This window comes from Polyangium mundeleinium (genome assembly GCF_028369105.1).
In the GTDB taxonomy this organism is placed as follows: domain Bacteria; phylum Myxococcota_A; class Polyangia; order Polyangiales; family Polyangiaceae; genus Polyangium; species Polyangium mundeleinium.
In genome coordinates this window covers 5,877,299-5,892,178 of the sequence record NZ_JAQNDO010000001.1, presented here as the reverse complement: position 1 = coordinate 5,892,178, position 14,880 = coordinate 5,877,299, and the positions used below count along the sequence as shown (strand labels likewise).

Genomic DNA, 14,880 nt, shown 5'->3' with positions numbered 1-14,880 from the left:
CCTCCCCCTACCCGAGGCCCATGGTCCCGACCACCACCTCACCTCCCGTCGACGCCATCCCCGAACTCCCGACGGCCATCTCGCCCCGACGCGGGCCGCGCCTCGCTCCAGCGCCGTTCCACAGCGGATCCGAACGACCCATCGCCGCGCGCAACGCGTGCAAACGCCATTGGTGACACCCCGGATGCCGCGTGCAGCCCTTGCAAGCCGCCCTCGCACCACGCCGAGCCCCGTCTGCAAGCGTTGCAAACGCCTCTCGTCCCCCTCCAAACGCCGCTTGCAAGCGTTGCAACCGCCTTTCCGTGCGCACCGAATGCCGCTTGCAAGCGTTGCAAGCAGCGCTTGCACGCGCGCATCGCGCCTTGCAAGCGTTGCAAGCAGCGCTTGCACGCGCGCATCGCGCCTTGCAAGCGTTGCGCGCGGATCTTCTGACGCGCAGGGGGCTTCTGTTTCGACGCAGAGCCCTTCTGGAATGTCCGCACACGCGCGAGCGTTCGATGCGACCGTGACTTCGCGCTGGACACGAAGACAAGTTTTGCTCGGCACCGTCGCCACGCTGGCGACCGCGTGCGCCCCGTCACGCAACGCCGTCCCGCCGGACACCCCAAGCCGTGCGGATCGCGCCCTCGCCGAGATCGAGGCGAGCGTCGGCGGGCGCGTCGGCGTCTTCGCCCTCGACACCGGCACCGGGCGGCAGCTCGCTCGCCGACCGGACGAGCGCTTCGCGATGTGCTCCACGTTCAAATGGGCGCTCGCCGCGGCCGTCCTCGCGCGCGTCGATCGCGGGCACCTGTCGCTCGACGAGCGCGTGCCCTATGGCTCGACCGATTTGCTCGAGCACGCTCCCATCACACGCGCGCATGTCGCCGAGGGATCCATGACCGTCGATGCCCTCGCGCAAGCCGCCGTCACGGTCAGCGACAACACGGCGGCCAACCTGCTGCTCGCGAAGGTGGACGGTCCCGCAGGCTTCACGCAGTTCGTCCGTCAGCAGGGCGACTCCGTGACGCGCCTCGACCGCGACGAGATCACCCTCAACAACAACGATCCCGGCGACCCCCGCGACACCACCTCACCACGTGCAATGGTGGGCCTGATGCGTCAGGTCCTCTGCGCGGACGCCCTCGCGCCCCCGAGCCGCGAGCGTTTGCTGGGCTGGCTGCGCGCGTGCGAGACGGGCAAGGACCGCCTCCGCGCCGGCCTGCCCCGGGATTGGACCACCGGCGACAAGACGGGCACCGGCCTGCGCTGCGCCGTCAACAACGTTGCCATCACCTGGCCGCCAGGCCGCGCCCCCATCCTCATCGCCGCGTACATGAGCGACGGAGAAGCGGGGCTCGCCCGCCTGAAAGCGGCACACGAGGCCGTCGGCAGGCTGATCGCGCAGGAGATCTGAATCCACCCGGGCGTAGCGCTCGACGCCAGCGAAATGCCCCCCAACATGAGACCCAGGCTTACTCCGCCACGTCGCCGAAGAGCTCGTCGAGGTCTATCTCGACGGCCTCGAAGGGCTCGGCGCGGAGGCGCTGGCCGCGCGTGGCGTCGGTGACGATCGCATACCCGACCGAGGTCCAGCGCAGGACGGTGAGGGTCTCCTCCATCGGGTCGAGGATCCAATAATGCGGGACCTCGTGACGGTGGTACGTCCGGCGCTTGTAGATCGTGTCGTTCTTGCGATTCGTCGGCGACAGGACCTCGCAGACCCAATCAGGGCGAATCCGTACCGGGAACTCCGTGGGGGCATGGGAGACGCGGTCGCGGCGCCATCCGGCGATGTCTGGCCGATAGATCTCGCTGGAGGAAAATTCGACGGTCGGGTCGGTCAGGATCCACCAGCCGCCGGGGCCGCGACGACCGGGCGGTCGGTCGAATGGGTCCCCGATGCGGCCGCCCAGGCGGTTGACGCTCCGGGCGTGCGCGCCGCTCGTCATCGCCCGCTGGACGAGCTCGCCGCCGATGACCTCGTAGCCGCGTTCATCCCCTGCGAGAGCGAGCAGATCCTCGAGGGTGACAGGCTTCAAGCTCCGCGCGGGGTCGCCCATGCGGGTCATCTTGCCCGGGTGAACGGCCGTACGCAACGGCCATGCCCCTTGCCAACCCCCCGTCTCCCGCCGAGGATACCGCCGAGTGTTCGAACTCCGCGTCCACGCCACGATCCGCGACATCCCCGAGGAGGCCTGGAACGCCCTCGGAGGCGTCTCCGAGGCTCCGTTCCTGACCTGGGCGTTCTTCGACGTCCTCGAACGGACGGGCTGCGTCGAGCCCAGGAGCGGCTGGCTCCCCCACTATCTCACGCTCCACGACGAGGCCGAACGCCTGATCGCGGCTGCGCCCGCGTTCCTCAAGGGCAACAGCGAGGGCGAGTTCGTCTTCGATCATGCCTGGGCCAGCGCTGCGCATCGTGCGGGGATCGAGTACTTCCCCAAGCTCGTCGTTGCTGTCCCGTTCACGCCTGCGACGGCGCCGCGGCTCCTCGTGGCCGAGGGCGCGGATGCCTCGAAGGTCGCCGCGGCCATGGCCGAGGGCCTCCGCCAGCTCGTCACGCGGCTCGAGATCTCGAGCGCGCACGTCCTCTTCCCGCCCGCCAATCAGGCGGCCGACCTCGCGAGCTTCGGGCTCGCCGAGCGGTATGGACTCCAGTTTCATTGGAAGAACCCCGGGTACACGACGTACGACGATTTCCTCGCGCGGTTTTCCTCGAAACGTCGCAACCAATGGAAGCGCGAGCGGCGCGAGGTGGCCGAGCAGGGGATCGAGCTCGTCACCTTGCGCGGCCGGGAGATCACGCCGGATCTCGTGGACGCCATGTATGGGTATTACACGGCCACCGTGGACAAGTTTTCCTGGGGGCGAAGGTACCTGAACCGCGCGTTTTTCGAGGAGATCGTGCCGCGGCTCGGCGACGGCGTGGAGGTCGTGCTCGCCCGGGAAGGGAAACGGCCCATCGCCGGGGCTTTCAATTTTGCCGGGAAAGACGCGCTGTACGGCAGGTACTGGGGCGCCTCCGAGGAGCGGCCTTTCCTCCATTTCAACGTCTGCTTTTATCACTCGATCGAGCAGTGCATTCTGCGGAAGATCGGGCGGTTCGAGCCCGGCGCCGGCGGAGAACACAAGATGACCCGGGGCTTCGAACCCACGATCACGAGGAGCCTGCATCACGTCGCCGATCCCAGGCTCGACGCGGCGATCCGGGATTACCTCGCCCGGGAGCGGCAGGCGCTCGCGCGCGAGGCGTCAAATCCAGAAATCGCGTTCCGCTAGGGCAGGCCCGAGGGGGTTTGGGGGCGTAGCTCCGCTCGCGGAGCTACGCCCCCAAGCGATGAGAGACACGACGGTTCACCCCGCCTCCATGCTATGTGGCGGAGATGAGCGAGATCGAGACGCCCGCAGGAGAGGCGCGAACGGTCGCAGTCGTGAACGGAGGCCCGCTCTTCCAGCAGGCGCCGACGACGGACGCGGAGGTCGAGCGGGGAAAGCCCCTCGACATCGCGCCGGAGACGGTCGGCGAGATGGATGAGGACAGCTGGTACGCCAAGGCCTACCGGGGCGACGGGACCGCGCAGCTCACGCCTCGCGCCATCGGCATGGGCGCGGCCCTCGGGTTCTTGCTCGCGTTCACGAACCTCTACGTCGGCCTGAAGACGGGCTGGCACCTCGGCGTCGCCATCACGGCGTGCATCCTCTCGTTCTCGATCTGGGGCGCCTTCCTGCGCGCCGGGATCGTGAAGACGCCGATGACGATCCTCGAGAACAACTGCATGGCGTCGACCGCGTCCTCCGCGGGGTACTCGACCGGCGGCACCATGGTCTCGGCGATCCCGGCGATGTTGATGCTGACCGTCTCGACGGACAACCCCAAGGGGACCCACATCCCCTGGCCCGTCCTCGCCGCTTGGACGGTGTCGCTCGCGCTGCTCGGGACGGTGCTCGCCATCCCGATGAAGCGCAACATGATCAACCAGGAGCGCCTGCGCTTCCCCTCGGGCACGGCCGCGGCCGTGACGCTGCAGAGCCTCTACAGCCAGGGCACGGCCGCGCTCGAAAAAGGCCGCGCGCTGATGGCGTCGGCCGCGGTGGCCGGGCTCATCCCGCTCCTCAAGGACCTGAACATCGTCAAGTCGGTGGACGCGGCGGGCGTGGTGACGCGCGCGGCGCTCGTGCCGGGCGCGTCGGCGATCTTCGACTGGCTGCCCAAGGTCACGGCGGCGGGCAAGGCGTACCCGCTCTCCGCGTTCAACATCAAGCTGGATCACGGCGCGGCGCTCATCGCCGCGGGCGCCATCGTGGGGCTCCGCGCGACGATCTCGATGATGGTGGGCGCGCTCGTGCTCGCGTTCTTCGTGACGCCGATCGCGCTCGAAGCGCAGTGGACGAACCAGCTCGGTCAGGTGGTGACGGCCGCGCTGAAGCCGCAGACGGCGTGGAAGGACATCGGGCTCTGGATCGGCGCGCCGATGCTGGTGGCGTCGGGCCTGCTCTCGTTCGTGCTGCAATGGAGGACGATCGTCCGGGCCTTCAAGAGCTTCGGGAAGGCCGCAGGCGGGGACGCGGGGGCAGCGCGGGCCGGGGTCGAGGTGCCGATGCGCTGGTTCGTGATCGGCGGGTCGATCGCGACCGTCAGCGTCGTGGGGATCGCCTGGCAGTTCTTCGGCGTGCCGGTGCATCTGGGCCTGCTCGCCGTGGGGCTCACGTTCGTGCTCTCGCTCGTGGCGTGCCGCGCGACGGGCGAGACCGACATCACGCCGACGGGCGCGATGGGCAAGATCATGCAGCTCATCTACGGCGTGCTGATCCCGCAGAGCGCGACGGCGAACCTGATGACCGCGGGCATCACGGCGGGCTCGGCGAGCGCGAGCGCGGATCTCCTGAACGATCTGAAGTCGGGGTATCTGCTCGGCGCGAACCCGCGGCGGCAGTTCGTCGCGCAGATGCTGGGGATCCTGCCGGGGACGATCGCCAGTGTCGTCGGCTTCTACATGCTGGTGCCGAATGCCGGCGTGCTGACGGGCGAAAACCCCGCGTTCCCGGCGCCCGCGGCGCAGCAGTGGAAGGCCGTGGCCGAGGTGTTCAAGGCGGGCATCGGCAACCTGCACCCGATGGCGCGGACGTGCATCGCGGTGGGCCTCGTGGTGGGCACGGTGCTGGTGGCGATGGAGAAGCTCTTGCCGAAATACAAAAAATACCTGCCCTCGGCCACGGGCATCGGGCTCGGGTTCATCCTGCCGTTCTACTACCCGCTCGCGATGTTCCTCGGCGCGGTGCTGGCCTTCCTCGCCGGCAAGATGAGCAAGAAGGGCGAGGAGATGATCGTGCCGATCGCCTCGGGCATCATCGCAGGCGAGAGCATCATCGGCGTCATCGTGGCGACCCTGAACAACTTCGTCCTGACCTGACCGCAAAAGTCCTTGCGATGCCGATCGTCTGAGGCACATCTCATTTGTGCACCAACGATCCGCCGTTCTGATGGGAGCGCTCGCCGCGGAGGGGGACGTGGCGAGCCGGGCATCGTTTCTTCTCCATCGGGAGACGCCTTTTGGGCTGCTCGCCTGGCAGGCGCTCGTGGTGCTGGCGGCGCCGGTGGTCGGCTGGATCTTCGGCGCGGCGGTGGTGCGCCTGCTCGGCCAGATCGCGTCGCGCACGGACGCGCGCTGGGACGATCAGATCGTCAAGGCGTTCCGGGGCCCCTGCCAGCTCCTCCTGGCGGTGCTGTTCGTGCGTGGGAGCCTGGGGGCGTTCGAGCCGACGGCGGAGACGGAGGCCTGGATCGAGCGGATCCTGCGTCCGCTGCTCGTGGTCGGGTGCGCGTGGGCGGCCGATCGGGCGCTCGGCGTGGGCACGACGGAGCTTGCCGATCGGTACGAGGGGAAGGATCAAGATCCCGCGCACGTGCGGGCCGCGCGGACGCGGATCTCCATGCTCCGCCGCATCGGGAGCGTGAGCATCGCGATCCTGGCCGCGGCGCTCGTCTTGATGCAGTTCGATCTCGTGCGGCAGGTGGGCGTCTCGCTCCTCGCGTCCGCGGGCATCGCGGGCGTCGTGCTGGGCTTCGCCGCGCAGCGGTCGATCGCGACGATCCTCGCGGGGCTTCAGATCTCGATCGCGCAGCCGGTGCGGATCGGCGACGTGGTGGTGATCGAGGGCGAGTGGGGCACGATCGAGGAGATCACGCTGACGTTCGTGGTGGTGCGGATCTGGGATCAGCGGCGCCTGGTGCTGCCGATCGCGCAGCTCCTCGACAAGCCGTTCCAGAACTGGACGCGGTCGTCGCCCGAGCTGCTCGGGACGGTGTTTTTGCACGTGGACTACACGGCGCCGATCGACGTGCTCCGCGAGGAGGTGCGGCTGGTCTGCGAGGGAGATCCGGACTGGGACGGGAAGGTCGCGGGGCTCGTGGTGTTCGACGCGCTCGGGACGACGCTCCAGCTCCGGGCGCTCGTGTCGGCGCCGAGCGCGGGGCAGCTCTTTGATCTCCGGTGCCGGGTGCGGGAGCGGCTGGTGCAGCGGCTGCAAGGGCTCGACGGCGGGCGTCATCTGCCGCGGACGCGGTTCGAGGCGTCCGCGCCGGAGGAGAGGCGCGCGGCGGGGTTGCCTGAGGACGCGCTGGGGGCGAATCCCCTGCCGCAGCCGCTCACTGCACCGAAAACCTGACGGGCTCGGACGAGACGCCGTCCGCCTCGGCGACGAGCGTGTGTTCGCCGGGCACGAGCGGGAGGGATCGCTCGAAGGGGGGCGTCAGGACAACGGCGCGGCCATCGACGAGCAGGCGCACGGCGCGGGCATTGGAAGGCGCGTCGATGCGGACGCGGATGGCTTCCTCGGCGGCGAGGGCGCCGTCACGCACGAACCGCGCGCCGTCCGGCGGGAAGGCGATGCGGAGGCGGGGGGGTTTGGGGGCGTAGCTCGGCTCGCCCGAGCGCAGCCCCCAAGCGTCGACCGACGCAGCGCGCTCGGTCTCGGGGCAAAAGGGGGACGAGGCGCGCGGCGCGACGGGGCGGCTGGCGTTCTCGGCCCAGGCGGCAAGCTCGGGCGGGTACCGCTCGAAGACGCGCGTGTCGACGGAAGCGTCCGTGCAGGCAGGGCCGGCGCGCAGGCCGTTCCGGCGATCGATGCGGACACGCTCGTGCATGTCGCAGGTGGCGAGCGAGGTCTCCCGCGGGACGATCTCGCTGCGGCGGTGCGGGCAATCCGGGCCGGGACGAGCGCCGGAGAGCGGGCAGATGTCGACGTCGACGAGGCCCTCGGGTCGCTCGAATTCGCGCTCTTTGTAGAGCCGGGCGGCCGCGAGCATGGCGTCGTGGAAGAGCGGGCCGGCGCCGGTCACGCCGCTGACGCCGCTCATGGGCGAGCCGTCGAAGTTGCCGACCCAGACCGCGACGGTGACGGACGGTGTGAAGCCGACGGTGACGTTGTCGCGAAATCCCTTGGAGGTGCCGGTCTTCGCGGCGACCGGGAACGGGAGCTCGAGGACGCTGTTCTCGCCGAACGTGGCGAGGCGCGCGTGCCGATCCGCGAGGATGTGCGTGAGGACGTAGGCGGCGCGCCGATCGAGGACACGGCGGGGCAGGTGCGCGGGGAGCGGGAGGAGCTCGCCGGTGGCAGCGCGGGCCTCGCGGACGGCGCGGGGGGCGACGGAGAGGCCGCCGCGCGCGAGGGTGGCGTAGGCGGCGGCGAGCTCGAACAAGCGGACCTCGCCGTCGCCGAGCGCGAGGGCGAGGCCGTAGTCGCGGGCGCTGCGATCGAGGGAGGCGAAGCCGAGGTCGTGCAGGCGCGCGAGGAGGCGCTCGGGGCCGACGCGGGAGGACGCGACGATGGCGGGCACGTTGAAGGAGCTGCCGAGGGCCTCGCGGACGCGGACGGCGCCGTGGAAGCGGCCGTCGTAGTTGTTCGGGTGGTAGTCGCCGTCGGGCGTGGGGAAATGCAGGTCGACGTCGGGGAGGATCGTGGCGGCGGTGAAGCCGCCGATCTCCATGCCGAGGCCGTAGACGAAGGGTTTTAACGTGGATCCGGGCTGGCGTTTGGCGAGGACGCCGTCGTTGTGGCCGAGGCGCGCCTCGTTCTCGATGTCGGGCGAGCCGACGTAGGCGAGGACGTCGCCCGTCTCGTTGTCGAGGACGACGACGGAAGCGGCCGTGACGTGGCGCGGGGCGAGGCGCTCGACCGTTTGCACCGCGAGGATCTCGATCTCGCGCTGGAGGCCACGATCGAGGGTGGTCGTGATCGTCGTGGCGCGCCCGGCGAGCTCGTCCGTGCCGATCCCCTTCCCTCCCCCGAGCAGCGCGCGGCGAAGGTGCGGGATGCCGAGGCCGCTGCCGCGCGGGGCGAGGACGAGCGGCTCGCCAAGGGCCCGATCGATGTCTTCGCGATCGGCGAGGCGCGCGGCGCGCATGCGTTCGAGGACACGATCGCGGCGGCGCTTGAGGAGGTCGGTGCCGCGGCGCGGATCGTAGAGCGTGGGTCCACGCGGCAGGCTGGCGAGCGCGGCCGCCTCGGCGAGGGAGAGATCCCGGGTGGATTTGTCGAAGTAGAAGCGGCTCGCGGCCTCGATGCCGCGGAGCGAGGGGCCAAACGCGACGCGGTTCAGGTACTCTTCGAGGATCCGCGGCTTCGACAGCGAGGCCTCGATCCGCAGCGCGAGCGCCATCTCGCGGAGCTTGCCGACCACAGAGCGCGGGCGCGGGACGAGGGTGCGCGCGAGCTGCTGCGTGAGCGTCGAGCCGCCGGAGACGATGCCCCGCGCGAGGAGGGCCTGCCCCGCGGCGCGGGTGATCGCGATCGGATCGACGCCGGGGTGGAGGTAAAACCGCTTGTCCTCGGCCGCGAGCACGGCGCGGGGGACACGCGGATCGATGTCGGCGAGGCGCACGGGGCGCGCGCGTGTGCCGTCCTTGGCGCGGACCTCGCAAAGGACCGTGCCGTGGCGATCGAGGAAGACCGTGGAGGGGTCGGCCGTGGTGAGATCGGCCGCGCCGAGCTCGGGCGGGAGCGGCGTGAGCGCGGCGGCGAGGCCGAGGCAGAGGATCGGGGAGACGATCACCGCGAGCGCGAGCTCGATCCGGCAGCGGCGGCTGCGAGGCACGAGCCACCGGACGAGCGCACGAGCGAGGCGGGATCGGGTCACTTGCTGGCGGTCACCGTGATCGTGCCGGCGGCGGTCCTTCCAAACACCTCGGGCACGTACATCTCCTCGGCGCGCGCGGGCGGAAGGATGAACGTGCCGATCGAGGTCGCGCGCGCGAGGTAGCGATAGCGATACATGCCCGCCGGCATGCGGTCGATGAAGAAGAGGACGCGGTCGTCGCGCAGCTCGCGCAGGTAGCGGCTGGAGAGGTACGCGCGGCCCGTGGCGACGGCGTCGTAGCCGCCCTCCTCGTCGAGCGTGTCCTCGGGATTGTCATTCTCCGCGTCGAGGCTCGGGCCGCTCGCCGTCGTGGCGAGGCGCGCGTCGACAGGCTCGAAGCCGGCCGGGAGCGGATCGTCGACGACGACGTAGTCCCGCGGCGAGGGCGTGACGACGACGATCTCGCCGAGGACGAGCTCGCCGCCGGGGAAGGAGCTGACGCTCTTGCCAGGCGGCGCGGCGAGGAGGCCGGCGAGCTCGGCCGGTGTCACGGGGCGGAGCGTCTTCTGCACGAAGAAGCCCCGATCGAGCGGCGTCTTCGGGAGCTCCTTGCGCGCGTAGCGGAGGCGCGCCTCGTAGAAGAGGCGGCCCGTCCCCTCGACGTCGAAGGCGAGCACGCTGCCGCCGGCCGAGGTGAGGCGCTCGGCGGGCACGCTGAGCCGCGCCTGGTTCACGTCGCGGCCGCGGAAGGCCTGTGTCGCGATCTCGGCCTGCCCGAGGAAGACGTGCGCCAGGAAGTCGGGCGTCGCCTTCTCCTGCGCCTTGCGATACGCGTCGAGCGCGACGAGCGACCAGGCGGACTCCTGCGTGTTGCGCCAGGTGCCGCCCTTGCGATCCGCGAGCAGGCCCATGGCGAGCTTCGCCGCGATCGGGTGGTTCGGCCGCACCGCGAGCAGGGCGCGGAGGACGAGCGCCGTCGTGCGGGTGTCGGAGTCCATGAGCACGGCGTAACGATCGCCGAGGTTCGTCGCCGCGCGCGCGACGTTGCCGTCGAGCCGGAGCGAGCCTTCGATCTCGTTCGCGAGCTTGTCGATGCTCGCGCGATCGTGCTTGCTGACGACCATGGCGTGCGCGAGGAACGCCTGCGCGAAGAGCGGCAAGGTCTTCCGTTCCTCGAAGAGGCGCGTCGTGCGGCCGGTGTCGGGCTGGCCGTTCACGGCGAGGACGTCGAGGATGAACGGCGCGGCGGCGCGGGCGTACTCGTCGTCGAGCCTCTCGAGCGCGTCGCTGACGTGCCGCGCGGCCGACTCGATCACCGTCGCGGGGATGTTCACGTTGCGGCGCTTGGCCTCGCCGAGGCCCCAGAGCGCGTACGTGGTGGTCCAGAGGTTCGAGCGATCCGAGCCCGCCCACATCCCGAACCCGCCGTCGCCGCGCTGGTGCTTCAGGATCTCCGCGACCGTGGACTCGATGATCGCGTCCGTGTTCTTCGGCAGCGGGATCTTGAAGTCGGCCGCGAGATCCCGGAGCGGGAGCATCGGCACGAGCTTGCTCACGAGCTGCTCGGTGCAGCCGTACGGGTAGTCGATGAGCTGCTCGACGCCGCCGCCGAGCCCCACGAGCGCGGTCGAGGCCATGCTGACCTCGAGCCCGCCGGTGTCGTCACGCATCGCCGAGAGATCCCCGAGCTTCTCCGCGCTCTCTGTGGTCGTGTCGCCGTAGAGCGCGACGGCCTCGGGCGAGAGCGGCACACGGACGTCGCGCTCGACCTCGACGGCGTCCTCCAGGGATTTGCCGGACTCGGTCGCGCGTACGACGAAGCCGATCTTGGCCTTGCCGGCCTTCGGCGCCGTGACCGGGAAGCGGACCTCGACGGGCGTGCCGGGCGCGAGATCGACCGTGCGTAACGCGACGCCCGAGAGCGTGAGCCCGTCGAGCTTGATCTCGACCGTGGCCGTGGTCTTGCCGATGCCCTTCGAGCTCACGACGACGGACGCGTCGAGGGCGTCGCCGGCACGCAAGAAGCGCGGCAATGCAGGGCGCGCCATGAGCGGGCGGCTCGCGACGACGCGGTTCTCCGCGAAGCCGAAGCGATCGTCCTCGGCCGCCGTGACGGCCATGAGGCGGTAGGTCGTGAGCGTGTCCGGCAGGCGGAAGCGGACCTTCGCGCGGCCGGCGTCGTCCGTGATGATCGAGGGGACGAACGTGGCGCTCGCGCGGAAGTCGCGCCGCACGGAGGTGCCGCCGCCGCCGTCGCCGCCGTCGAGGCCCTTGTCCGCGCCGAGATCGCCGTACGGCCGGAAGACACGGGCGAGCGCGGCGCGCACTTCGAGGGAGGTGACGCGCAGCGGGCGCGGGGCGCCGAAGACGCCGATCGGATCGGGCGTCTTGTACCCGATGAGCGAGAGGACGCCCTCGTCGACCGCGTAGAACGTGACCTCGGCGCGCGCAGGTTTGCCCGCATGATCACGCACCACGACGTCGACCTCGACGTTCTCGCCGGGCCGCGCCTCCGCCTTGTTCGGCGTGAGCGCGATCTTGAGCCTGCGCTTCTCGGGGTTCACGAGCAGCGGCGCGTACCCCATGCGGAACGCGGGGGCGCCGACGTCCGGGTCCTTCGCGTTCGTCGGCACGGGCTTGGTGCGGCCCCGGACGAGGAGGACCGAGACGAACGCGTTCGGGCGGAGATCCTCGGTGACCGGGATCTCGATCGTCGGCATCGCGCCCGCGAGTTTGACGCGGCGCTGCGAGAGGATGCCCGCGCGCTCCACGGTCACGAGCGCCTCGGCCGCGGCGAACGGCGATTTCACGAGGAACCGCGCCTTGTCGCCGATCTCGTAGCTCTCCTTGTCGGCCACGAGCTCGACGGCGAGCCGATCGCTGTCGCCGAAGCCGCCGCCGCCCGCGCCGCCGAAGACGTAGAGCGGCTCCGCGGCGCCGACGGGGTTCTTCCGGGTGTCGACCGCGGTCGCGTGGAGGATGTGGTAGCCGGACGCGGCCGGCGTGAGCTTGCACGAGACGGGCTTGTCACCGGCCGTGGTCGTGACGGTGCAGCTCTCGACGACACGATCGACGGGCTCGGCCACGGTGTGCGCGAGGCCGCCGGCGGTCGCTTGCCGCGCGACGTTCCACGTGCGGGACACGAGCTCGATCTTGATCGGGACGCCCGCGACGCGCGCGCCCTTGGGATCCACGGCGAAGACCTCGGGGTTCACGGGCTTGCCCGCGTCGACGAAGAGGTCGCTCCCCGTCCGCATCGCCACGTAAAACTCGGCGGGGTGCACGATCGCCGTGGTGCTGCCCGCGATGTACTGGCGCGAGACGTCGTTCACCTCGGCCTCGGTCGTCACGCGCTCGGGGCCGCGCTGGCCGGGGAGCGTGAGCGCCGCCTCGATCGAAGCCGTGCCCTTGGCGTCGAGCTTCGTCGTGCTGCTCTGGATCTCGCCTTCCCGCGTGGTTCGGTCGGTGAAGTCCGCGTGGAACGTGTCCTCGGAGACCGTGAAATCGTCGGTGTTCGGCGGGCGGAACTCGGCCTCGCCGCGCGTCACGGTGACCCGTGCTTCGGCGCCGGCCATGGGCGCGCCGTAGAGGTAATCGCCGCGCGCGATCCACTTGCCCTTGTCGCCGCGCACGTAGCTCGGCTTGTCGCTCTCGACGGAGACCGCGAACTCGGCGGGCCGGTACTCGGCGACCTCGAAGTCACCGCTCACGTCGGCCCAGCCGGGGTTTCCTTCCTGCACGGTGGCGCGGACCGCGTACGTGCCGAGCCGGCCGGCGCGGGGGACGACGACGTCGATCGCCGTGGTGCCGAAGGGCGAGAGCGTCTCGGTGCGCGAGACGATCTCGTCGCCGTCGGGGCCCTCGACCTTGATCTCCACGGGCAGGCCGACGGGCGTGACGGTGCCGGGGTTGCCCTCCTTGCGGAAGATGCCCTTGATGTGGACCGTGTCGCCGGGCCGGTAGATGCCGCGATCCGTGAACACGAGGCCAAACGGCCGATCGGGTCCGGGATCGGACTGCACGTCGAAGCGCCAGGTGTCGAGCGTGTCGGTCAGATGTTTGTAGGTCCAATCCTTGCCGTCCTTCACGATCATGACGGCGCGATCGGCGCCCGAGCCCCCGCGGGTCCAGACCTCCGGCGGCAGCTTGATGAAGCCGTTGTCGTCCGAGCGGAACGGGCCGATCGGCGCCTCGCCGGGCGTCTCGATCGTGACCTCGGCGCCCTTGACCGGCTCCGCCGACGAGAGGCGGCTGATCCAGAGGAGCGAACCACGCGTGGACAACTTGCCGCTTACCGCGAGGTCACTGACCTTCGCGATCGCGGTGTTCGTGACGGCGCGCTGGTGGTTCGATCCAGGCCAGCCGATGTACCGGATGCCGAGCGCGAGCGCGCCGCGCGCGTCCTTGCCGCCGAGCGCCTCCTCGGTCTTCACCACGTGCCGCGAGGCTTTGTTGAGCGGCGCGTTCGACGGGAGCTTCGAAACCTTGGCGCCGGGCAGCTTCAAGATGTCGTCGTACGAGGGCGTGCGGCCCGGGCCGTACGGATCGTCCTGCAAGTGGATCGCTTCCTCCGGGGTGAGCGGGGCGACGACGAGCTCGAGATCGTTCGTGTTGATGGAGTCGATCGGGATCTCGCGGCGCGCCGCCGGCTCGAAGACGCTGCCGCGCAGGCCGATGTCGGCCTTGGGCCAGAGGTCGTCGAAGGCCACGTCGGCGCGGTGGTCCGCCGCGAGCTTCTGCCCGTAGACGTCCCGGAGCCCCTTGCCGACGACGACCTTGACGGCCTTGCCCGGGGCGAACGCGCCATAGACCGTGACGCCCGCCGTCATGTGCTCGTCGTCGAGCCACGAAGGCCACGTGACGTCGATCTTCGGCTCGAAGCGGACGGCCTTCTTCAGATCGGCGAACGTGACGGGGTTCGTCAGGTAGATGCCGATGCCGCCGTCGGGCGCGCATTTGCCGTGCGGTGTGTCGTGATCACACGGGAGCTCCTTCACGGCGAGCGGGCCGTAGGTGCGGTACTCGAACCGCTGTTCCTTCTCGGATCGGAGGCTCCCCTCCTTGCCCGCGAGGCCCTTCACCTCGAGCACGACCTCGCTGTCGAGCGGGAGCGGCGCGCGCGGGGTGATCTCCACGAGCTGATCGTTCTGCGGATCGGGGCGCTTGACCGAAAACGCCCACTTGTCCTGGCGCTCGCCGGCCGTGATCTTGAGCGCCTTTTCGAGCTCGCGCTCGTCGACGGGCTGGTTGACGCGCAGCGTGAACTTCGCGTCGGGCCGCAGGCTGTCCCAGCCCTCGGAAGGATCGATCGAGGTGATCTCGGGGCGCGCCGTCGTGAAGCGCAGCTCGAACGGTTTTTCGAGCGCCGACCCATCGAGCGCCTTCGTGCCGGCCGGGACCGTGACCACGAACGCGGTGGCGCGCGGCAGGCGCTTCTCCGGCACGAACGAGAGCGCGTTCGTCCCGACCCACTGCCACCGGCCAGGGACGGCGGGCTGGATCGACGCAGGCGACGCGCTCTCATCGCCCGCGAGCTCGAGCGGCCGCATCGGGCGGTTGAAGACGAGGCTCACCTCGGGCGGGTCGATCGTGTCCCCGCGCGGCGTACCAAACACGACGGCGAAGGCCCCGCGTGTGTCGACCGTACCCGCGCCGTCGGCGGCGCCGGGCACGAGGGTGCCACGAGGCGCGACCTCGGGCGGGCGATTCCCCTGCATGCAGGCCATGCCGAGGGCCATCGCGGTGACCGCGAGGAAAGCGTTGCGGGGACCTGGAAACCTGGCTCGCGCCGTCATGGCGCGGCTCTTCTCGCAAGCCCGCCC

The 14,880-nt window shown here is 70.5% G+C and carries 7 protein-coding genes; 4 read left to right on the top strand and 3 right to left on the bottom strand.

The annotated features are described in order from the left end of the window. Positions 1-505: 505 nt before the first annotated feature. Positions 506-1,396 carry a class A beta-lactamase gene (gene bla, locus POL67_RS23430; protein WP_271920673.1) on the top strand — a complete coding sequence of 297 codons (891 nt, stop codon included), beginning with the start codon at positions 506-508 and terminating at the stop codon, positions 1,394-1,396. 58 nt (positions 1,397-1,454) lie between these two features. Here bla and POL67_RS23425 read toward each other — a convergent pair whose 3' ends face one another. Then, positions 1,455-2,078 (bottom strand): Uma2 family endonuclease, encoded by a 624-nt coding sequence (locus tag POL67_RS23425; protein WP_271920671.1) that lies wholly within the window; start codon positions 2,076-2,078, stop codon positions 1,455-1,457. A gap of 49 nt (positions 2,079-2,127) precedes the next feature. Here POL67_RS23425 and POL67_RS23420 point away from each other — a divergent pair, with 49 nt between their 5' ends. From POL67_RS23420 to POL67_RS23410, 3 genes are all read left to right on the top strand, one after another. Then, positions 2,128-3,261 (top strand): GNAT family N-acetyltransferase, encoded by a 1,134-nt coding sequence (locus POL67_RS23420; protein WP_271920669.1) that lies wholly within the window; start codon positions 2,128-2,130, stop codon positions 3,259-3,261. Between the two features lie 104 nt (positions 3,262-3,365). Continuing rightward, the gene (locus POL67_RS23415) at positions 3,366-5,393 is read left to right on the top strand and encodes an OPT family oligopeptide transporter (RefSeq protein WP_271920667.1); all 2,028 of its coding nucleotides are present in this window, start codon (positions 3,366-3,368) and stop codon (positions 5,391-5,393) included. Positions 5,394-5,463: 70 nt separating this feature from the next. Next, a complete protein-coding gene (locus POL67_RS23410) occupies positions 5,464-6,648 on the top strand; it encodes a mechanosensitive ion channel family protein (RefSeq protein ID WP_271920665.1) in 1,185 nt (394 codons plus the stop codon). Here POL67_RS23410 and pbpC read toward each other — a convergent pair. Continuing rightward, a complete protein-coding gene (gene pbpC, locus POL67_RS23405; RefSeq protein WP_271920663.1) occupies positions 6,629-9,118 on the bottom strand; it encodes a penicillin-binding protein 1C in 2,490 nt (829 codons plus the stop codon). The genes POL67_RS23410 and pbpC overlap by 20 nt on opposite strands. Further along, positions 9,115-14,853 (bottom strand): Ig-like domain-containing alpha-2-macroglobulin family protein, encoded by a 5,739-nt coding sequence (locus POL67_RS23400; protein ID WP_271920661.1) that lies wholly within the window; start codon positions 14,851-14,853, stop codon positions 9,115-9,117. Before POL67_RS23400 ends, pbpC begins: the two co-directional genes overlap by 4 nt. Positions 14,854-14,880: the final 27 nt, after the last annotated feature.

What these genes read in the sequence shown, in the direction of transcription:
- POL67_RS23415 (WP_271920667.1), top strand. Translation starts at nt 3,366, where the DNA reads ATGAGCGAGATCGAGACGCCCGCAGGAGAGGCGCGAACGGTCGCAGTC.
- POL67_RS23410 (WP_271920665.1), top strand. Translation starts at nt 5,464, where the DNA reads ATGGGAGCGCTCGCCGCGGAGGGGGACGTGGCGAGCCGGGCATCGTTT.
- POL67_RS23400 (WP_271920661.1), bottom strand. Translation starts at nt 14,853, where the DNA reads ATGACGGCGCGAGCCAGGTTTCCAGGTCCCCGCAACGCTTTCCTCGCG.